We start from the raw sequence: 20,469 nt of genomic DNA on the forward strand, positions 1-20,469 counted from the left end.
GGAGGCGACGCTTCATGGACGGTCAACGACGCGAACGGGCGAGCGACGACCGCGTTCATCAAGGTGGAAGCTCCCCAGAGGCCACCGGAGCTGCACCCTGGTGCCGCTGCCGCTCTGCTGAAGCTGCTCAGACGGGTCAACGACCGCCGCACAGACAACTCGATCGAGGAGAACAGATGACCACCCCTCAACCGAAAACCTTCGCCTTTTACGGCCGCGTCTCGACCGAGGACAACCAGGACCCCGAATCGTCCCGGAGCTGGCAACTGACTCGGGCGAACACACTCATCCAGCCACACAACGGTCGAATTGTCGCGGAATACTTCGATATCGGCCAGAGCCGTTCCCTCCCGTGGCAGCGCCGAACCCAAGCCAATCTCATTCTCGCGGCTCTGCGTAACCCCGGGCGAGGGTTCTCCGCCGTCGTCGTCGGCGAACCGCACCGCGCCTTCTACGGCAACCAGTTCGGCCTCACAGCGCCGCTGTTCGTCCACTACGGCGTCGAACTCTGGGTCCCCGAGATTGGCGGCCCCATCGACCCCGACAACGAGGCACACGAACTCGTCATGTCCGTCTTCGGGGGCATGAGCAAGGGTGAGCGCAACCGGATCAAACTGCGCGTTCGCACCGCCATGGCCGCCCAGACCCTCCTTGAGGGCCGCTACCTGGGTGGGCGCCCACCTTACGGCTACACACTCCGCGATCTTGGACCCCACCCCAACCCCGCCAAGGCCGCCGACGGCAAACACCTCAAGGGCCTTACTCCGGACGAACAGACCGCTCCAATCGTCCGGCAGATCTTCGCCGAGTTCCTCGCCGGTATCGGCCTCTTCGCCATCGCCGAGGGACTTACCGCCAACCACGTGCCTTGCCCATCGGCACACGACCGGGCCCGCAACCGGCACCGTAGCGGCATCGCCTGGTCCAAGAGCGCCGTCCGCGTCATCCTCACCAACCCCCGCTACACAGGGCGGCAGGTGTGGAACAAGCAACGCACCGACGAAGTACTGCTCGACGTCGACGACGTGGCAATGGGTCACACCGGCGTCATGCGCTGGAACGCCCGCGACAAATGGGTGGTCTCCAAGGACATCACCCATGAGCCACTCATCGACGACGCGACCTTCGAGCAGGCCCAAGCGATACTGCAACGACGCGGACGAGGAACCGGCGGACAGCACGTCCGGCAGCGCACCCGCAACCCGTACGTCTTCCGGGGCATGATCTACTGCGCCGCCTGCGACCGACGCATGCAGGGCCAGTACAACCACGGCGACGCCTACTACCGCTGCCGCTTCCCGCAGGAATACGCCCTCGCCAACCAGGTTGAGCATCCCAGCAACGTGTACCTGCGCGAGGATGCCCTCACCGACCCGATCGACACCTGGCTGGCCGCCGCCTTCGCACCCCACCGCATCGAACACACGATCACCGCGATGGCCGACGCTCAGCCCTTGGAACATCCGCCCGCAACCGCCCCAGCAGCACAGACGACTATCACCGAGTGCGACGCCAAGTTGGAGCGCTACCGGGCCGCCCTCGACGCTGGAGCCGACCCAGCGGTGGTCACCGGCTGGATCGCGCAGACCCAGGCCGAACGTGCGCGGGCTGAAGCGGATCTCCACGCGAGTGTGGGCACCGCCCCGCGCAGGATGAGCCGAGCAGAAATCACGACCCTGGTGAACGCGCTCGGCGACATCACCGCCGTGCTCCGCGACGCCGACCCGGCCGACAAGGCCGAGGTCTACCGGCAACTCGGTCTCCGGCTGAACTACCAGCCTGAAACGCAAACGGTGCGCGCTGCAGTCGATCTCAGCGCGCACCGTGGGGTAATGGTTTGTGTCCGAGGGGGGACTTGAACCCCCACGCCCTATACGGGCACTAGCACCTCAAGCTAGCGCGTCTGCCATTCCGCCACCCGGACCTACACGTTGAGCCTACCTCGCCGACCAGATGATCTTTCCATCGGTAGTCGGCACGGCGGGCCGCACGGGGAGTTACTGTACACGCCGCTCGTGGATCATGCACATCGCCTTCCGGCACCTCCGTTCCGACGCTTCCGCCCCTGTTCAGGCCGCCTCAAACGCCTCACGGACACGGCGCCCAGGCGTGTCCGGGTAGCGTCCGGTGGCCCTCTGACGGCAGCATTGCCGTGTGTCCCATCCCTCCCCTCTGGCAGCCGCCCAGCACCGGGCCCTCGCCCTGCGCGCTGCCGGCGACCTCAGCGCCGCCCGGCAGCTGCTCGCGGAGGCTGTCGGCTCCCCTCCCCCTCCGTACACCGATGATCACCCGGAGGTGCTGCACACCGCGCACCTGCTGGCACGGCTGCACCGCGAGGCGGACGATCCGCTCGCTTCCCGCCGGGTGTTGGAGGAGGCGTTCGCCGCGGGCGAGCGGCGGTGGGAGCACTCCGACCCGGTGCTGCTCGCGCTCGCTTTCGAGCTCGCCGAGGTAGCCGAAGAGCTGGGCAACCGGCACGAGGCCCGCCGCAACTACACCCGCGTCGCCACCGCTGGGCCCGCCGTGCTCGGGGAGCACCACCCGGTGGTACGCGCCGCCCGGGCCTACCTCGGCCCACCCGCCTCGGCGCCGACCGAGCAGCCCGGCCCACCGCCGACGCCCACCGCGGAGCCGGTCGGTGCGGCGGCCGACGCCGGCGCCCGGTCGGCGCTGTCCGGGCCGACGCTGTCGCTGGCGACCCTGGCCGCGATGCGACCCTCCGCTGGTGGCCAGGCCGCCACCACCTCACCCTGGGCTTCGCCGGCCGCAACCCCTTCAGGGGTACGAGCACCCGCCGCACCCACCCCGCCCAGTAACGCCGCCACAGCGTCGCCTCAGGTTTCTCGGGTGCAGTCCGCACCCTCCTCGATCGCGCGGGCGCAGCCCGGTCCACCCACCGCCCCGACGGCGCCTGCCGCGCCAGGGCCGGCGCTTCGGCCCGCCGGCCAGCAACCGTCCGAAACCGCGGTCCCCACGGTGGCGCCCCGCCGAGTCCTCGACCAGCAGCCGCCGGGGCCGTCCCTGCCAGCGGTCGACACCCAGCCAGGGCCGAGGGCGGTAAGCCAGCCAGCCGGGCAAAGGGTCGACAGCCAGCCACCGCGGCCGAGGGCCGAGAGCCATCCGGTCCCGTCGTCCGGTCAGCGGCCACCACACCGATCACCGTCCGGGCCCGCCACAGCGCCCCGTCAACGGGTCGGCGACGACCCGGCGGTCGACGCTTCCCATCGGCCATCGAGCGCAACCGCCCCGACCGCGACCTCCCCGACGCCAGCATCCGGGCTGCCGGCGCCCCGCTGGGACGACCCGACGATCCAGGTACGGCAGATCGAACCGCTACTCGCCGAGGAGGCTGCCCGAACGGGAGTGAGGGCCCCCGGGGCGAGCGCACCGGCCGACGCGGTCGCTGCCGAGCTGGCCTCTCCGAGCAGCCAATCCCCGAGCAGGAGTCACCCAGGGCCAGCGCAGCCGGTCAGCGGAACACCAGCCCACCCGGTCTCCGCACCACCGAGCCACCCCGTCTCGGCGCCACCGGCCCACCCGGTCTCCGGACCCCCGGCGCACCCGGTATCCGGGCCACCCGGGCACACCTACCCCGTGTCCGCACCACCCGCGTTCGGCCAGCAGATCTCCGCGCCGCCGATGAGCGCGCCCCCCTTCCTCGCGCGCCCGATGAGCGCGCCACCCGTCTCCGCGCCGCCGGTCAGCGCACCACCCGCACCGCCGTGGGGGTTGACCGCGCCACCGTGGAGCCGCACCGGCCCACCGCCAACTGCCGGTGCCGGCGACGCTGGGCCGCTCCAAACGGACGCGGAGCGCACCGGCGCGGACGGCGGTGAGTTCGGGCTGGACATCCTCGACGCCGCGGTGGTGCCGACGCAGCGGGCCCGGGCCGCAGCGTCCGAGCAGACCGAGGTGCTCCCGGCCGTCGCGCCCGGCAGTGGTCCGGCCAGGGACTTCGCCGGTTCGGCCCAGCCCGTCACGTCCCAGCCGACACCGGGCGCCCTTCAGCCGCGCTCCGTCGAGCCGTCTCCGGCGGCCTGGTCACCGGGTGGGGGCAGCGCGCCGCCGCCGACCGCGCCGCGACCGGCCCCGCAGTACCACCAGGGCCAGCAGCCGACCCAGGCCGAGCAGGACCAGTACCCGACGCAGGAGCACCGCCCGATCCAGGATCACCGGCCGTTCCAGGCGCCCTACCCGGGTCAGCAGTACCACCACCCCGGACCGGACGCGTACCGGCCGGCGTACGCCGACGAGAGCGACTCGGCGGGCCGCAACCGTGCGACGCTGATCGGCGCGGTGGTCGCGGCCGGGGTGGCTGTCGTGGCGGTGGCCGGGCTGGGTGCGGTCGTGCTGACCCGCGACGACCCGCCGCCCGGGGGCAGCGCACCGACGGCGGTGGCACCGACGGGGGCGGCACCGACGGCGGCCGGTCCTCCTCCGGGGGACCTGAAGCTTCGGGACAACTCGACCGCCATCACGCTGACCTGGACGGATCCGTCCGGTGGCGCGGTGCCGTTCATGGTCGCCGCCGGACGTGCCGGGCAGGCGTTGGGCGTGGTGGCCACCGTGGACCCGGGGAAGACCAGCTACACGGTCAACGGGTTGAACTCGCGAGTGGACCACTGCTTCACCGTGTTGGCGGTCTACTCCACTGACAGCTTTGCGACTTCGGGGCAGGTCTGCACGGCGCGGGAGCGCAGCACCCCGCCGAGCGGAAAGCCCTCAGGACGGCCGTCGCCGAGCTGAACTGGGCGTCCACAACGCACACGCTCGGTATCCACAGGGGTGACCGTGCGGGTTCCCCCGCCACCAGCAGCGCCATATGATGGCACCCGGCTCAGGGGAGGGGTCGCCGCGAGGCGCGCCACCTGCCACGACTCAGGGAAGGCAGCCGGCTGTGGCCAGCATGGACGACGCCGTACGGACCGACGCCCCCCGCTTCCGGTCCCGGTTTCGCGGCGGGCTGGTGACCATCGGCACGGTGACCGCGCTGCTGGCCGCCATGGGGCTGACCGTCCTCGGGTTGGGCGCGGCGGACAACGCGGTGGCCAACTACGACGCGAGTTCCTGGCTGTGGAGCGCGGCGCGCAGTGAGCTGGCCCGGGTCAACGGGGTCACCGCCCGGGTGGACACCCGCACCGAGATCCCCGCCGCCCGCCAGCACCCGATGCAGGTGACCCAGACCGATCGGCTGCTGATCCTGCGTGACCTCCAGACCGGGCAGGTCAGCTCTCTGGACCTGGCGACCCTGCAACTGACCGCGACCACCCGCACGACCCCTGGCCTGGGCGTGAGCGTGGCCCTGCACGAAGACGCGGCGTTCATCGTCGACGCCGTGCAGGGCATCGTTCGGCAGCTCGACCCGCGGTCGCTGTCTCCGGTCGGTGAGCCGGTGCGCTACCCGCCGGGCATCACCGGCGGCACCTTCGACGGTAAGGGCCGGCTGTGGATCGCTGTCCCCAGCCAGGGCACTGTCTCGGCGATCACCGCCGCCAAACTGCCGTCCGCTCCGGCCTCGGCGGCCTCACCCGGTGCCGGGCTCCGGCCGGAGCGTGTCGACTCCTACGACGTCGCCGAGGCCAGCCACGAGTTGCAGGTTTCCACCCTGGACGACGGGGTGGCGGTGCTCGACCGTACGGCCGGCAAGCTGGTGCGGGTGCAGAGCGGCAAGGTCCACCCGACGCCGTTGACGCTGTCCGGTCCGGCGGCACTGCCCTCGCGCACCAGTGGCTCCCGGGTCCCGGTCACCGTGCCCGCCGACCGGCGGGTGCTGGTGGTGGGTGACGGTGGTGAGGAGAGGGCGTTCACCGTGCCGGGCGAGGGCGACCGACTCAGCCCGGCGGTGGCCTGGGCGGACCGGTTCTACTGCGCCGACGAGGCCACCGGCACCATCTACGCCTTCGACGGGGGCGGTCAACTGGTCGAGACCATCGGCGGGCGGGCGAACGGCCCGCTGGAGCTGGAGGTCCGGGAGAATCACCTGTTCATCAACTCCCCCGACTCGGCGACCGCCCGGGTGGTGGACGACAAGCACCAGGTGCGCGAGGTCAACAAGTACGCCAACGACGTGCTCGGCGGTGATCCGCCTCCGGTTGCCCCGCCGCCGCCCCCGCCGAAGAAGCCCCGGGTGGGCAAGCCGAGCGCGCCGCGCAGCGTCACCGCCGCCGCCGGTAACGCGCAGGCGCGGGTGAGCTGGCGGCCGGCAGCCGCCAACGGCGCCGAGATCATCAAGTACGTGGTGGAGGGCGCCGGCCAGCGCCTTCAGGTGGGCGCCAACCAGCGTGCGGTGGAGGTCAAGGGCCTCACCAACGGTGAGACGTACCGGTTCGCGGTGCACGCCGTCAACGCCAAGGGCGACGGTCCACCGCGCAACAGCAATCCGGTGACCCCGACCGCCGCGGTGCCTGATCCGCCGGCGAGCGTCACCGCCCAGGAGCGACCGGACGGCACGGTCCTGGTGAAGTGGCCGGCCGCGAACGGGCAGGGCAACAAGATCGCGAGGTACGCGGTGACGGCCAGTTCGGCGGGGACGAACGCCCCGGCTGGCGAGTCGACGAAGACGGAGCTGGTGGTGCCGGCCGGTGAGCTGGAGTTCGGCACCCAGTACGCGTTCACCGTGGTGGCGGTCAACGACAAGGGCGCGGGGTCGGCGGCGTCGCCGGTCAGCAACACGGTGGTGCCTTTCGCGGCACCCGGTCGGCCACTCGACCTGCGCGCCGGCACGGTTGCCAACCAGCCGGGTGCGGTCACGGTGCAGTGGGCGCCAGCCGAGGCCAATGGTCGGCCGGTGACGAGATACCTGGTGGATGTCGGCGGGCGCGCCAGCGAGGTGACCGACACCCGCACGACCGTCACCGGGCTGGGCAACGGCCAGAACGTGACGGTGAAGGTGAAGGCGGTCAACGAGGCGGGGCCCGGCCCAGAGGCCACCGCCACCGCGCGTACGGTCGCCGAACCACGTGTCACGGTGACCGGCTCGTCGTCGACCGCCACGTCGGCGACTGTGACGTTCACAGTGGACGCCGGTGGCGGTCAGACCACCTGCTCGGTGAGCACGCCGGGTGAGCCGGCGAAGGCCGGCGCGTGTTCCAGCATCACGGTGCCGGGGCTGACGCCGGGCACCAACTACACGTTCACGGTGACGGCGAGCAACGCCGCCGGTAAGGGCACGGCGACGAGGGCGCAGGCCACCCCGTCGCTGTACGGGATCGCGACCTGCAACAACGGGTCCGACGGCGATCAGCGCACCTACTGCGACAGGGAAGTCGACGGCCGCAACGGCAACGAGGTCTTCAAGGTGACCCGGCAGGACAACGACCAGCAGGCCGGTTGGGCGAAGCCCGGCACCCGGCTGAAGGCGTACTGCAAGAAGTCCGGCGAGGACGTCGACTCCTACGTCTACAACAACCACAAGCGCAGCACCTGGTGGGTGCAGGTCGACTTCAACGGGAAGAAGAACTACATCCCGTGGGCCTGGCTCAACCTGGAGGGCGGCGACAACATCAATGTCCTGCCCACCTGCTGAACCACCAGGCAAGGAGCACCACCGACCGTGAACACCCACGAGCCGCTCACCCAACCGGAGGTCCAGGGCTTCGCGGCCCTGGCCGCCCGGCTGGCCGAGAACGTCAACGCGGTGGTGCTCGGCAAACCGCAGGTGGTTCGGCTGGCGCTGACCGCGCTCTTCGCGCAGGGTCACGTGCTTCTGGAGGACGTGCCCGGGGTCGGTAAGACGACCCTGGCGCGGGCCATCGCCGCCACGGTGAAGGGTGAGTGGCGGCGCATCCAGTTCACCCCCGACCTGCTCCCCTCGGACGTGTCGGGGGTGACGATCTTCAACCAGGCGACCCGGGACTTCGAGTTCCATCCGGGGCCGGTCTTCGCCAACATCGTCATCGCCGACGAGATCAACCGGGCTTCACCGAAGACCCAGTCGGCTCTGCTGGAGGTGATGGAGGAACGCACCGTCACCGTGGACGGGGTCCGGCACCCGGTGCCGTCGCCGTTCCTGGTGGTGGCCACCCAGAACCCGGTGGAGATGGACGGCACCTACCGGCTTCCCGAGGCGCAGTTGGACCGTTTCCTGGTGAAACTGTCCGTGGGCTACCCGGACGAGGCGGTGGAGGTCGAGGTGCTGCGCGGCGCGACGGTGCGCTCCCCCGAGGCGCTCGCCCCGGTCACCGACACCGCCACCGTCGGGGAGATGGTCCGGATGGCCCGACGGGTGCACATCGCCGAGCCGCTCTACGCGTACGCGGTCCGGCTGGCCGCCGCGACCCGCACCCACCCGCAGGTGCGGGTCGGGGTCAGTCCCCGGGGTGTGATCGCGTTGACCCGCGCGGCGTGCTCGTACGCGCTGATCGACGGGCGGGGCTGGATCATGCCGGAGGACCTGAAGGCGCTCGTCGAGGCGGTGTTCGCGCATCGGCTGCTGCTCACCCCCGACGCCCAGGTGCGCGGTGTGACCGCCGGGGAGGTGCTGCGCCAGGCCGTCGCCTCGGTGCCGGTGCCTCTGCCGTCGGGGCAGCCGGCTCCGGTGCAGGGCTGACCGGCAGCAGCGGCATGGGGATCACCGCCCGCGGGGTCGGGCTGCTCGTCGCCGCCGTCGTCCTGCTGGGGGTGGGTTTCCGGTTCGCGTACCCCGAGTTGACGTTGCTCGGCGCGGCGGCCGGCGCGGCCGTCGGCTACGCCGCACTGGTCGCGGCCTGGCGGCCCCGGTTGACGGTGACCCGCCTGGCCGACCCGGATCGGGTGGCGCGCGGAGAGCCGGCAAGCATGACGTTGACAGTGCGCAACTCCGGCCGGTTGCGGTCGGCGAACCTGCTGGCCGAGGACCGGTGCGGGGACCGCACCGTGCCGGTGCCGGTGCTGCGCCTGCGTCCGGGCCGGGACACCGACGTCCGCTACGACGTGCCGACACACCGACGTGGGGTGGTGCCGGTCGGGCCGCTGCGGGTGACCCGACGCGACCCGCTGGGGTTGGTGGCGCTGGCCCGCCCGTACGGCGCGACGGTGCCGGTCTGGGTGTACCCCCGGGTCCACCCGCTGACGGCGGTGCCCACCGGCGCGGGGCGCAGCCTCGACGGCCGGGTGGACGGGGTCCCCCACGGGTCGATCACGTTCGACTCGCTGCGGGAGTACGTGGTGGGTGACGAGTTGCGCCGGGTGCACTGGCGGACCAGCGCCCGGGTGGGTGAGCTGATGGTGCGGGAGAACGTGGACACCAGCCTGCCCCGCCTGGTCGTCCTGCTGGACAATCGCGCCACCGCCCATCCGGAGCGGGTGGGTGGGGTGGTGGAGTCGTTCGAGTCGGCCTGCGAGGCGGCAGCGTCGATCGTCACCGCCGCGCACCGCGCGGACCTGCCAGTGGTGTTGCTGTTCGCCGCCGCGGAGCCGGCCGCGCCGGTGACACCCGGCGGGGAGGTGGATGGGGGTGGCGCGCTCGGGCCGTTGGATCGACTCGCCGCCGCCGAGTTGTCGAGCGACGACGACGCGGTCCGCGCGGCCACCACCCGGCTGCGTCAGGACCGGCTCGGCGACACGCTGATCTTCCTGACCGGCCCGGGTGGCCGGGGCGAGTTGGGGCACGTGGGGGCGCTTCGGGGGGCGTACCCCTCGGTGGTGGTCGGGGTGTTCGGCGCGGCCGAGCCGACGCCGCCGGGCGCGGCCGGCCTGGTGGTGGTCGACGCGGCAGACGGCGCGCAGTTCGCCGCCGAGTGGGACGGGGTACGCCGGTGGTGACGCGCGTCGTGCGGGTGCTGCGGGCGGCCGCCGTCCCGGTGGCGCTGATCGGGTTGACCGCGCTCGCCGGGGTAGTGCTGGGTCGGGTATACGCGGGCGACCTGCTGACCCGGCTGGTCATCGGCGCGGCGGTCGGTTCGGTGCTGGTCAGTGTCGCCACCCGGCGGCTGCCGTCCTGGCTGGTGGCGCCGCTGTCGGTGGCCGCGATGGCCGGTTGGACGCTCTGGTCGCTGCGGCTGGCCGCCAACCACGCCGAGCTTCCTGGTGGCCTGTTGGAGGTCACCGCGGACGCCGCTCGCAACGGCATCCCCCGGCTGCTCACCGCGATGATTCCGGTGGAGCCCGCACCGGACACCGTGCTCGTGCCCGTCGTCGCCGCCTGGCTGGCCGGGCTGGCCGGAGCGGAGGTGGCGCTGCGCGCCGGCCGGGTGCTGCTGGGTTACCTGCCGCCGGCCGGGCTCTACGCCGCCGCCCTCTACGCGGTCGGCCCGAACGCCGAACCGGCGGTCGGGGCGACGGTGGCGTTCGTCGCGGTCGCGGCGCTCGGCCTGGCGAGCCCGCCCAGCACGGCAACGGCCGGCGACGATCCCGCCGCCAGCCTGACTCCCCGGGTACGCGCGGCGGTGCGGCTTCGGCTGGCCACCAGCGCGGCGCTCGGGGTGGCCCTGGTGGTCGGGTTGGTCGCGGTGCTCGGCCCGGTCGTCGCCGGTCAGGTCGACGGCCGACCGGTGGATCCGCGCCGGTACGTGGAGCCGCCGCAGGTGCAGACGCTCGACGAGAACCCGCTGATCCGGATCTCCGGCTGGGCACTGCACCCGGAGCAGAAGCTCCTCGACGTGAGCACGGAACGCTCCGGCGCGCCGGTTCCGCCGTCCGACGACGCCTCGCCGGAGCCGGAGCCGGGCGCCTCCTCGGGGCCGGCGGACACCGGTGGCGGTGTGCGGATCCGGTTGGCGGTGCTCAGCGACTACGACGGGGTGACCTGGCGGGTCGGCGCGACGTACCGCAACGCTGGCCGAATCCTGCCGGCGGCCACGCCACCCCGGGACAGCACTGTGGGGACGGTCCGTCAGCAGATCACCGTGGCGGAGCTGAGCGGTCGGCTGCTGCCCGCCGTGGCGACGCCTCAGGAGGTCAGTGGCGCACGGGTGGCGTACGACCCGGCGAGCGGGACGCTGATCCGGCCGGAGGGGCTGACGCCGGGGCTGCGGTACGCGGTGACCTCTGCCGAGGAACACCCCGACTCGAACCTGTTGGCCACCGCCAACGTGCCCGCCGGCGATGAGGTGGCCCGTGTGCTGCGGGTCGCCGACGGGGTGCCCGACCCGATGCGCAGGCTGGCCGCGCAACTCGCCGAGGAGAACGGCGCGCCGTTCGCGCGGGCTTTGGCGATCGAGCAGTTCCTGGCCGAGCACTACCGGGTGGCGGCGGACGCGCCGAGCGGGCACGCGTACCCGAATCTGAGTTTCTTCCTCTTCGGGCCGCGTAACGGCGGCGGGCAGGAGGGCACCTCGGAGCAGTTCGCGGCGGCGTTCGCGGTGCTCGGTCGGCTCTCCGGGCTGCCGACCCGGGTGGTGGTGGGCTTCCGCGCCGTTGGGCAGGGGCCGGTGCTGGCCGGTGACGCGTACGCGTGGCCCGAGGTGCTCTTCGACGGGTTGGGGTGGGTGTCGTTCGACCCGCTGCCGCGTCCGAAGAGCGAACCTCGGCCGGTCGAGGAGGATTTCCGGCCGACACCGGAGGATCCGCCACCGTCGGAGGCGCCGGCGCCCACTGTGGAGCCGAGCGCCTCGCCGGAGCCGGTAGCCGCCCCGAACGGGCCACCCAACTCTGGCCGGCCGTCCACAGTGGTGCTCGTCGGCGCCGGCAGCGGTGGCCTACTGCTGCTGGTGGGGGCGCTGCTGCTCACCCTGCTGGCGATGCGCCGCTCGCTCACCCGTACCCGCCTCGTCCAGGGTGACCCCGGTCAACGCATCGCCGGTGCCTGGCGGGAGGTCACCGACGCGCTCCGGCTGGCCGGTCGACCGGTCGGCGACGACCTGGCCGCCACCGAGGTGGCCCGGCACGCCCGCCAGGCCCTCGCCGAAGCCCGAGCAAGAGCGAGCGGAGGCAACGCGACCGACAGCACCGCCACCGGCGAAGGCCCAACCGGGGGCAGTGCACCCGGCGACGGCGCAACCGGCAGCGGCGACGAGCCGGCCGTCGACGAGCTGGCGGCGCTGCTCAATCGGGTGGGCTTCGCCCCCGACGCCGCGGCGGCCGACCAGGCGGCCCGCGCCGCCGACCTGGCCACCGTCTACGTCGCCAACCTGCGCTCCGCCCGCCCCTGGTGGCGCCGCCTGCTCTGGTCCGTCCACCCGTCCCCCCTCCACCGAGCCCGCCAGTCCCGCCACCCCAACTAGTCCCCCACCCCACCCCTCCCCCGGCCGGCCCCGGCCCCGGCCTCCCACGGTGATCAAGAGGTTTGCGTCATTTCAGGGCCCGTTCCTGACGCGAACCTCTTGATCGTCGGTGGCGGGTTGGGGGATCGGCGCAGGGCGCGGCGGCCGTAGTCGGCGGCCACGGCCATGACGAGGGGACCCCAGGCGACCAGCGGGGCGTAGTACCGCAGCACCTCCCAGCCCGGAGCCGGATGTGCCGGTTCGTCGCGCCCTATTCCCACCCAGCCGCGGTCCACGACATGGAACATGCTGTTCAGCAACAGATACAGGCAGATGGCAACGAGCAGCGAGCCGCCGATCAGCGCGACGAGCACGACAGGGCGGGCCGGGATCGAACGCCCGCCGAGCAGCGGCACCCAGTGCGGCACCCGTTGCCCCCAGCGGTACACCAGCCCGAGTGTCGACAGGGCCAACCCCATCGACAGGACGGACAGGAAGACCATGTACCAGGTGGTGGCCGAATCGTCGGTGAACACGAGGGACAGTCGCCAGATCGCCGACGGCAGGACGCAGAGCGGGACGGCGTAGGCGGCAAGGACCGCCCAGGGTGAGGGGGCGGCAGCCCATTCAGGGCCAGGGTCACCGTGTTTCATGAGCGCTCCGTTCGTCGAAGGTCGAGGTCGTCGAGGCGTGGCCATGGTTGGTCCGGCCGGCGACTCACGCCGAACGGCGGGCCATCGCACCGACGACGCAGGCCGCCGCCCACCGTCTGGCCGGGTCGGCCGCCCCGGCGGTCGGCACTCCGTGCTCGTGGCCGTACCGGTCCCCGCGAACACCGGAACCTGACGACCCGCCACTGACGTTCATGAACCGATGATCTGCGGCGATGGACGCACTCCTCTTCCCCGGCGGAGGTGAATGCGCTCCCGCAGCCGGGGGATGAACCATGGCGCTGGAGCCGAAACCCGCTGGCGGTTCGTCCGCGCAACGATGAGCATCAGGGGGTGGACCAGCACACGAGCGAGATCGTCGACTACTACACCCTGCGCTACCGCGAGGACCAGCGGCTGTCCGCCCGTCCCCAGGCACGACTGGAGTGGATCCGCACGACGCAGCTCCTGCGGGATCTCCTGCCCGGCCCGGGTGCCCGTGTCCTCGACATCGGTGGGGGCACCGGCGAGTACGCGAGGGCCCTCGCCGTCGACGGCTACGAGGTCCGCCTCGTCGACCTGGTGCCGAGCCACGTGGAGCAGGCGCGCAGTGGGCAGCCTCCCGTCGAGGCGCGGGTCGCGGACGCGCGTGCGCTCCCCGACGCCGACGGCGGGTACGACGTGGCGCTGCTCCTGGGGCCCCTCTACCACCTGGTGCGCCGCGCCGACCGGCTACGGGCGCTGCGGGAGGCCGTCCGGGTCACGCGTCCCGGTGGTCACGTCGTGGCCGCTGTCATCTCCCGTTTCGCCGGCCCGCTGGACTTCGCCGCCACCGGACGCCTGAACGAGCGGCTGCTCGACGAGGCCAGGACCCTGCTGACCGACGGCACCAACGATCCACGGATCGGCTTCACCCATGCCTACTTCCACCGGGTCGAGGAGATCACCGACGAGTGCGCGGCGGCGGGGCTGACCGATGTCGTCGTACACGGGGTGGAAGGCCCGGCGTGGCCGGCGGCGGAGGCGGCGGCCGGTGGGCCGGCACAGGACGCGGTCTTCGCCGCGGCGTTGGATCTGGCCCGGCTCTACAGCACCGAGCCGACGCTGCTCGGATCGAGCGCGCACCTCCTGGCCGCCGGACGCGTCCCACCGCGCTGACGGCGGCCAAGCCGTCAGGCGGCCAAGCCCTCAGGCGGCCAAGCCCTCAAGCCTTCAGGCCGTCAGGCGGCGGATGAGTTTGCGCATGCCGGCCTGCCAACCGTCCGGGTCCTCGGCGCGGCGGCGGGCATAGTCGGCGACCTCCGGGTGCGGCAGGATCAGGAAACGTTCCTCGGCCAACCCGGCGATGGCCGCGTCGGCGACCTGGTCCGGGGTGAGCACCGCACCGGACGCGGCGATCACCCGGGCGCCGAGGTGGCCCTCGACGATCCCTCCGGCGAGCATCGGGGTGTCCACGCCCTGCGGGCAGAGCGCGCTGACCCGGATGCCGCGGTCCCGGTAGGTGATGGCCAGCCACTCCGCGAACCCCACCGAGGCGTGCTTCGTCGCGGTGTACGCGGCGTCGCCCACCGCCGTCAGCACGCCCGCCGCCGAGCAGGTGTGCATCAGATGCCCACCGCCCCGGGCGAGCATCCCGGGCAGCACCGCACGGGCCGAGTAGACGTGGGCGAGCACGTTGACCCGCCACGCCCGGTCCCAGCCTGCGTCGTCGACCTCCACTCCCCCGCCGGTGGTCACCCCCGCGTTGGCGCAGAACAGGTCGATCCGGCCGTAGCGCTCCTCGGTGTCGGCGACCAGCTCGCGTACCTGCTCCTCGTCGGTGACGTCGAGGGCGATCGGATGCGCGATCGGGCCGATGGCCTCGGCCACCGCGTCCGCCGCGTCGGCGTCCAGGTCGGCGACCACCACGGCGGCGGCCCCCTCCGCGGCGAAGCGGCGCGACAGCGCGGCCCCGATGCCGCCGGCGCCGCCGGTGACCACCACGATCCGGTCGGTGAGGTTCACGCGGACGCTCCTACGGGGTCGGTGCCCAGCTGGGCAATGAGGGTGGTCAGCGCGCTCGCGCCGCCGGCGGTCACCTCGGGGGTGGGCAGCAGCGCGAAGATCGGTACGTCCACGCCCGCGTCGGCGTAGCGGCGCACCTGGGCGCGGCAGCGCTCCGGCGAGCCGTGCAGCACCAGGGCGTCGACCACGTCGTCCGGCACCGCCGCGCTGGCGCCACGCCGGTCACCGGCGGCCCAGGCCTCCCACATCGGCGCGAGCGCCTCGTCGCGGCCGAGCCAGCGGTGGAACTCGGCGTACGCGGGAACGGTGAGATAGCTGGTGATCAGCCGGCGGCCCAGCGCGCGGGCGTACGTGGCGTCCTCGGTGGGGCAGACGAAGATCCGGGCGGCGACCTCGAAGCCGGGCGCCGCTCGCCCAGCTCGGCGAGGGCACGCGGCACGTCGTCGGCGCTGAGCCAGTTGAGGATGACCCCGTCGGCCTCCGCGCCGGCCAGCCGCAGCATCCCCGGGCGCAGCGCGGCGAGCAGGATCGGCGGCGGCACGGCAGGCGGTCGTTCCAGCGTGAACCGGCGCACGGTGAACGTCTCGTAGACCTCGTCGACGGTCTCGCCGCGCAGCGCGGCGCGCAGGAAACGCAGGACGTCGCGGGTGCGCCGGAACGGCTCGTCGAACCGCACCGCGTTCCAGTCCCGTACGAGCACCGGCGAGGACGCGCCGATGCCGAGCGAGAACCGACCCGGCGCGGCCTCGGCCAACGCCGCCGCGCTCATCGCCAGCAGCCCGGGGCCCCGGGTGAAGACCGGCGTGATGGCGGTGCCGAGCCGCAGCCGAGGTTGCCAGGCGGCGGCGAGGGCAAGCGGGGTGAACGCGTCGGCCCCGGCGACCTCGGACGACCAGACGTCGGTGAACCCGGCCCGGTCGAGCGTCGCGTAGACCGCAGCGTGGTCGGCCAGCGGGATGCCGCCCAGCGGCACCGTCATGCCCCATCGATTCGTCACCGGTCGATCGTGCCCGTTGACGGGGCACGCGAGCAAGATCCCCGTACTGGGCAGAATCACCGGTTTCCGGCCGTGCCCACCGCCGATGGTGCTACGACTTCGAGGTGGACCGAACCAACGGCGCAGGCCGCTGACCATGGGTTCCAGGGCAGCGGGACGCCTGGAGCCGGTCCCTGCGGCGACCAATCCCGGCCGGGCCACCTTCCTGGAACTCTTCTTCGATTTGGTGTACGTCTTCGCACTCACCCGGATCTCGGCACGCGCGTTCGAGGACCTGACCCAGGACCCGGGTCGGGAGCACGGCTGGGGCGCGGTCACCGGCGGCGGCAAGACATTGCTGTTGCTTCTCGCGCTCTGGGCGGTCTGGCAGGGCACCGCGTGGACGACCAGCCGCTACGACCCGTACAAGGTGCCCCTGCAGACCGTGGTGATCACCGCGTTGGTGTGCAGCATGGTGATGGGGGTGGCGATTCCCCGGGCGTTCAGCGAGACGGCGCTGATGTTCGCGGTGGCGTACGTGATCGCGCAGGTGACCCGGCCGTTGATCCTGTCGATCGCGCTGGGAGCGCACCCGTACCGCCGCTTGAAGGTGCGCATGGCGGTCGTGTTCGCGTTCAGCGGGGTGTTCTGGATCGGTGGTGCGATGTTGACCACCAACGCGCAGGTGGTGCTCTGGTCGGCGGCGCTCGTCGTCGAGTACGTGGCCGCCCGCTGTGGCTGGCCGGTGCCGGGGCTGGGCCGCTCGACGGTCTCCAAGTGGGAGATCGCCGGGGAGCACCTGGCCGAGCGGTACCAGCAGTTCTTCCTCGTCGCGTTGGGCGAGACCATCCTGGTGGCGGGTTTCGCGTACAGCGCGGGGTCGTACGAGGCGGGACACGTGTGGGCGTTCGCACTGGCGCTGGCGACCTCGATCCTGCTGTGGCGGATCTACGTCCAGCGGGCGGGGCGGATCCTGGGCGAGGCGGTGGTGAAGTCCCGGCACCCCGCCAACATCGGCCGCTCGGCGGCCGACACCCACCTGCTGATGGTGATCGGTCTGGCCGCCACCGCGATCGGCTACGAGCTGATCATCGAGCATCCGTTGGAGCGGATCCCGGGAGCGTGGCTGGCCATGGTGCTCGGTGGGCCGGCGCTGTTCCTGGCCGGCCGGGCCCGCCTGGAGTACGAGGTGTTCGGGCGGGTCTCCCCGTCCCGGTGGATCGCCCTCACCGTGCTGGTGGCGGCGTCGGTGCCTCTGCTGCACCTGCCCGGTGTGATCGCCACGGCGGTCGGGGTGGTGGTGTTGACGACGGTTGCGGTGATCGACGCCCGCCGGGCACGAGGCGCCCCGCTGGAGGCCGCCGCACCACCGTTCTGACCCATCGACACACGGGGATGTCAAGCCGCCGAGGCCGGATAGTCTCGGCGGGTGACCTTCTCGCTCGTCGCCCGTTCCGCCGACGGCCGCCTGCACGGCGTCGCCGTCGCCAGCAAGTTCCTCGCCGCCGGGGCGCTGGTGCCGGCCGCCGCCGCCGAGGTGGGCGCACTGGCCACCCAGGCGCACGTCAACCTGGCGTACCGCCCGCAGGGCCTCACCCTTCTGCGTACCGGTGTGGCCGCCGCCGACGTGGTGGCCGGGCTGGTCGCCGCCGACCCGGAGCGGGAGCACCGCCAGCTCGGCGTCGTGGGGGCCAGCGGTGCGGGCGCGAGTTGGACCGGGCCGGCCTGCCATCCGTGGGCTGGCGGGCGCACCGGCGACGGCTGGGCCGCGCAGGGCAACGTGCTCACCGGCCCGGAGGTCGTCGACGCGCTCGGCGACGCCTGGCTGGCCGGGTCGACGCTGCCGTTCGCCGAGCGGTTGGTGGCCGCGTTGCGGGCCGGCGACCAGGCCGGCGGCGACCGGCGGGGCAGGCAGAGCGCCGGTCTGCTGGTGGTCGAGCGAGGCGGCGGGTACGGCGGCACCAGCGACGTGGTGGTCGACCTTCGCGTGGACGACCACCCTGATCCGGTCGCCGAGTTGGGTCGACTGCTCGCCGTGCACACCATGCTGTTCAGCCGTCCGGACCCGGCCACCCTGCTCGACCTCAGCGGCGCGGTGGCCGAGGAGGTGGCGGCGTTGCTCACGGCGCTGGGCCACCCGGTGACCGACGACGGGACGGAGGCGGCGTTGATCTCCTGGGCGGGGCTGGAGAACCTGGAGGAGCGGCTGGTGCCGGGGCGGATCGACCCGGTCGTCCTGACGCACCTGCGCGGCGTCGCCCCGCACGTCCCCGCGCCCCGCTCCGCGAGCTGACCGGGTCAGCGACCGAAGGCGAGCCAGCGGAAGCCCGCCGCGTCGACCGCGGCCCGTTCCGGTGCGGTCAGCGCCACCCGACCGGTGGTCTTACGGATCAGGGTCAACCGGTCCCAACCCAGTTCGGCCGGCACCGGGCGTCCGCCGGTGAGCAGGTCGGCGATCACCGCGGCTGCCGGCGGGGTGAGCCACGGTGGCCGGCCCAGCGCCGCGGCCAGGTCCAGACCGTGCACGCCCACCTCGACGACCCGGCTCCGTAGGAACTCGGTGAGACGCATCGCGTCGTCGTGGCGGGTTCGCACCACCCGGTCGGGCGGTGCGGCGGCGACCGCCGCGTCGGTGGCCCGCCAGGCTCGGTCGAACGCGCTCGCCAGCCCCGCGCGGTCCACCCGTGCGGCGTCGCGTCGCCCGCCGTCGATCCGGTCGGCGTCCACCTGCGGGGTGAACTTCGCCCCACCGAAGTAGCCGGCGGCGTCCACCTCGGCGCGCGGCGGGCCCGGTGCGGCGAGCATGCCGGTCAGCCGGCCGACACCGGTGTGTACGTGCGCGATCAGTTCCCGGACGGTCCACGGCGGGCAGTCGGTGGGACGGTCGAGGTCGGCGTCGACCAGCTCGGCCAGGATCTCGGTGAGCCGCGCGCACTCGGCGGAGAACGCCGCGCGAACCGGGTCCACCGGCCGGCTCAGCCCTTGACCCGAGGCACCAGCCGGTGCACGACGGTGAGCGCCAGCGCCATCACCACCGCCATCGTGCCGGCGATCCCGGCCGCGCTGCCCGCGTACCCGATGAACAGTGGGCGCCGGGTCAGCTCGTCCGGTCCGGTGTCCCGCAGCTCGATCAGCCAGGCCAGGGCCAGCCCACAGGCGACCAGGGCGAGCACACCGCCCACCCCGAGCACCAGCGCGGCGACCCGGTGCGCGTCGCCGGGCGCGACCTCGGCCTGCTCCCGCTGGAAGACCAGCAGGACCAGCCCGGCCAGCGCCGCCCAGACACCCACCACGAGGTACGCGGCGACGGCGTCGCTGGGCCGGTGCCAACCGGCGGAGAGGGTGGCGACCCCGGCGATGGCGGCGTAGCCGGCACCGATGATGGTGCCGACCGCTCGCACCTTGCGGGGCAGGACGAGCATCAGCGCGATCGCTACCGAGGCGGCCACCGTGGTGTGCCCGCTGGGCAGGCTGTTGCCCACCGCGGCGCGCTCCGGGTCGAGGCCGAAGTCGGGCCGGCTCAGCCCGTGCTTCAGCAGTTGGGTCGAGACGTTCGCCCCGGCGATCAGCAGGGTCGCGGTGATGGCGAGGGCGATCCGCCCCCGGATCAGCGCGATGAACCCGATCATCGCGGTGGCGGCCACCAGGGAGACCACCGACATCGCGTTGAGGATCCGGTTGACGGGTCCGTCGATGGTGTCCTGCCCGATCCGGTTGCCGGTCAGCGCGACAGTGTCCACCCACTGACCGATCTCGGTATGCAAGGCCACCCGCCAGACGGCGAGGAAGGCGGCCGCCTGGACGAGGGCCAGTACGACCAACCAGACCGCGGTCCAACCCCGTGCCGTCGCGCGCATCCGCACACCGTAGCGGCCGGTCGTGGCCGACCGACCGGGGGCCCGCCGGCCGCCGCCGGTTAGGTTGTGCCTGAGACGAGGAGGCGGCGGTGGGCGGTGCACCGGAGGGCGACAGCGGGCGGGCCGTACCCGGCCCGGACCAGCGGACGGGTGCCGACCCGGGGCCGGCCCGGCCGGAGTCGCTGACGGATCTGCTGGGCGGGCGACGCGGCGCCATCGACGCCACGCTCCCGCCGCTGGCGTTCGCGGTGGGCTGGCTGCTGGGTGGCGAGTCGCTGTGGGGTGGGGTCGGCGCGGCGCTCGCCGTGGGCGCGGTGGTGGCCGGCGTACGGCTGCGTCGCGGTGACCGCCCGCGCTCGGTGCTGATCGGGTTGCTGGCGGTCTGTGTCGCGGCGTTGATCGCGGTGCGCACCGGCCGGGCCGAGAACTTCTTCCTTCTCCAGGTGCTCTCCAACGCCGCCAGCGCGTTGGCGTGGGCGGTCAGCATCGTGGTGCGCTGGCCGCTGCTCGGTGTGCTGGTCGGGGCGGTGCTGGGCCAGCGCGCCCGGTGGCGGCGGGACCCGGCGCTGCTGCGCGGGTACGGCCGGGCCAGTTGGGTGTGGACGGCGACCTACGTGTTGCGGGTCGCGGTGTTCGTGCCGCTCTACCTGGGCGGGCAGGTGCTCGCGCTGGTGGTGGCCCGGGTGGCCCTGACCTGGCCGCTGGTCGCCGCGGCGCTGGCGTTGAGCTGGGTGGTGCTGCAGCGGTCGTTGCCGGCCAGGCACCCGGGTCTGCGTCATCCGGTCACCGTGGACCCGGTCGCACCGCCCCGCTGACCCGAAGGGGATCGGTTGGCGACGGTCCGGAGTGGGCGGTGGCGGGGC

The 20,469-nt window shown here is 73.1% G+C and carries 15 protein-coding genes, 1 tRNA gene and 1 pseudogene; 10 read left to right on the forward strand and 7 right to left on the reverse strand.

Annotation, left to right across the window (positions count from 1 at the left end; genetic code table 11):
- Positions 1 to 176: 176 nt before the first annotated feature.
- On the forward strand, positions 177 to 1,859 hold the full coding sequence (locus AC3CF1_RS08830) for a recombinase family protein (protein ID WP_099855544.1): 1,683 nt from the start codon (positions 177 to 179) through the stop codon (positions 1,857 to 1,859).
- On the opposite strand, the gene AC3CF1_RS08835 is transcribed toward AC3CF1_RS08830, so the two are convergent.
- A tRNA-Leu gene (locus AC3CF1_RS08835) sits at positions 1,841 to 1,924 on the reverse strand. The two genes, AC3CF1_RS08830 and AC3CF1_RS08835, sit on opposite strands and share 19 nt — an antisense overlap.
- Positions 1,925 to 2,154: 230 nt before the next feature.
- Here AC3CF1_RS08835 and AC3CF1_RS08840 point away from each other — a divergent pair.
- The 5 genes from AC3CF1_RS08840 (at position 2,155) to AC3CF1_RS08860 (ending at position 12,140) form a co-directional block, all read left to right on the forward strand.
- Positions 2,155 to 4,746, forward strand: a complete 2,592-nt coding sequence (locus AC3CF1_RS08840; RefSeq protein ID WP_488450072.1) for a hypothetical protein — start codon at positions 2,155 to 2,157, stop codon at positions 4,744 to 4,746.
- Positions 4,747 to 4,897: 151 nt separating this feature from the next.
- On the forward strand, positions 4,898 to 7,525 hold the full coding sequence (locus tag AC3CF1_RS08845; RefSeq protein WP_488450073.1) for a fibronectin type III domain-containing protein: 2,628 nt from the start codon (positions 4,898 to 4,900) through the stop codon (positions 7,523 to 7,525).
- A 27-nt stretch (positions 7,526 to 7,552) separates the two neighbouring features.
- Positions 7,553 to 8,548 (forward strand): AAA family ATPase, encoded by a 996-nt coding sequence (locus AC3CF1_RS08850; RefSeq protein WP_088949100.1) that lies wholly within the window; start codon positions 7,553 to 7,555, stop codon positions 8,546 to 8,548.
- Between the two features lie 14 nt (positions 8,549 to 8,562).
- On the forward strand, positions 8,563 to 9,741 hold the full coding sequence (locus tag AC3CF1_RS08855) for a DUF58 domain-containing protein (protein ID WP_354981023.1): 1,179 nt from the start codon (positions 8,563 to 8,565) through the stop codon (positions 9,739 to 9,741).
- Positions 9,717 to 12,140 carry a transglutaminase TgpA family protein gene (locus AC3CF1_RS08860; RefSeq protein ID WP_488450074.1) on the forward strand — a complete coding sequence of 808 codons (2,424 nt, stop codon included), beginning with the start codon at positions 9,717 to 9,719 and terminating at the stop codon, positions 12,138 to 12,140. Before AC3CF1_RS08855 ends, AC3CF1_RS08860 begins: the two co-directional genes overlap by 25 nt.
- 53 nt (positions 12,141 to 12,193) lie before the next feature.
- Here the strand turns inward: AC3CF1_RS08860 and AC3CF1_RS08865 are convergent, their stop codons facing one another.
- Together AC3CF1_RS08865 and AC3CF1_RS08870 are read right to left on the reverse strand one after the other, a co-directional pair.
- Positions 12,194 to 12,772: a hypothetical protein gene (locus AC3CF1_RS08865; protein WP_488450075.1), complete on the reverse strand. Its 579-nt coding sequence runs from the start codon at positions 12,770 to 12,772 to the stop codon at positions 12,194 to 12,196.
- A gap of 64 nt (positions 12,773 to 12,836) precedes the next feature.
- Entirely contained in the window at positions 12,837 to 12,986 is a 150-nt protein-coding gene (locus AC3CF1_RS08870; RefSeq protein WP_354981026.1) for a hypothetical protein, read from the reverse strand.
- 137 nt (positions 12,987 to 13,123) lie between these two features.
- Here AC3CF1_RS08870 and AC3CF1_RS08875 point away from each other — a divergent pair, with 137 nt between their 5' ends.
- On the forward strand, positions 13,124 to 13,927 hold the full coding sequence (locus AC3CF1_RS08875) for a class I SAM-dependent methyltransferase (RefSeq protein WP_488450076.1): 804 nt from the start codon (positions 13,124 to 13,126) through the stop codon (positions 13,925 to 13,927).
- A 54-nt stretch (positions 13,928 to 13,981) separates the two neighbouring features.
- On the opposite strand, the gene AC3CF1_RS08880 is transcribed toward AC3CF1_RS08875, so the two are convergent.
- Both AC3CF1_RS08880 and AC3CF1_RS08885 read right to left on the reverse strand, forming a co-directional pair.
- Positions 13,982 to 14,773: an SDR family oxidoreductase gene (locus AC3CF1_RS08880; RefSeq protein ID WP_099855557.1), complete on the reverse strand. Its 792-nt coding sequence runs from the start codon at positions 14,771 to 14,773 to the stop codon at positions 13,982 to 13,984.
- A pseudogene (locus AC3CF1_RS08885) lies at positions 14,770 to 15,752 on the reverse strand (LLM class F420-dependent oxidoreductase). Before AC3CF1_RS08885 ends, AC3CF1_RS08880 begins: the two are co-directional and overlap by 4 nt.
- 154 nt (positions 15,753 to 15,906) lie before the next feature.
- On the opposite strand from AC3CF1_RS08885, the gene AC3CF1_RS08890 reads away from it, so the two are divergent.
- Both AC3CF1_RS08890 and AC3CF1_RS08895 read left to right on the forward strand, forming a co-directional pair.
- Positions 15,907 to 17,127, forward strand: a complete 1,221-nt coding sequence (locus AC3CF1_RS08890) for a low temperature requirement protein A (RefSeq protein WP_488450077.1) — start codon at positions 15,907 to 15,909, stop codon at positions 17,125 to 17,127.
- Between the two features lie 51 nt (positions 17,128 to 17,178).
- Positions 17,179 to 18,042, forward strand: a complete 864-nt coding sequence (locus tag AC3CF1_RS08895) for a DUF1028 domain-containing protein (protein WP_210795647.1) — start codon at positions 17,179 to 17,181, stop codon at positions 18,040 to 18,042.
- 5 nt (positions 18,043 to 18,047) lie between these two features.
- Here AC3CF1_RS08895 and AC3CF1_RS08900 read toward each other — a convergent pair whose 3' ends face one another.
- Both AC3CF1_RS08900 and AC3CF1_RS08905 read right to left on the reverse strand, forming a co-directional pair.
- Positions 18,048 to 18,716, reverse strand: a complete 669-nt coding sequence (locus tag AC3CF1_RS08900; protein ID WP_488450078.1) for a maleylpyruvate isomerase N-terminal domain-containing protein — start codon at positions 18,714 to 18,716, stop codon at positions 18,048 to 18,050.
- Between the two features lie 8 nt (positions 18,717 to 18,724).
- Complete coding sequence (locus tag AC3CF1_RS08905) at positions 18,725 to 19,612, reverse strand: phosphatase PAP2 family protein (RefSeq protein WP_488450079.1); 888 nt, start codon at positions 19,610 to 19,612, stop codon at positions 18,725 to 18,727.
- Between the two features lie 185 nt (positions 19,613 to 19,797).
- On the opposite strand from AC3CF1_RS08905, the gene AC3CF1_RS08910 reads away from it, so the two are divergent.
- Positions 19,798 to 20,421, forward strand: a complete 624-nt coding sequence (locus AC3CF1_RS08910) for a DUF3159 domain-containing protein (RefSeq protein WP_488452054.1) — start codon at positions 19,798 to 19,800, stop codon at positions 20,419 to 20,421.
- Positions 20,422 to 20,469: the final 48 nt, after the last annotated feature.

Source organism: Micromonospora sp. MGP-C2, assembly GCF_057766525.1.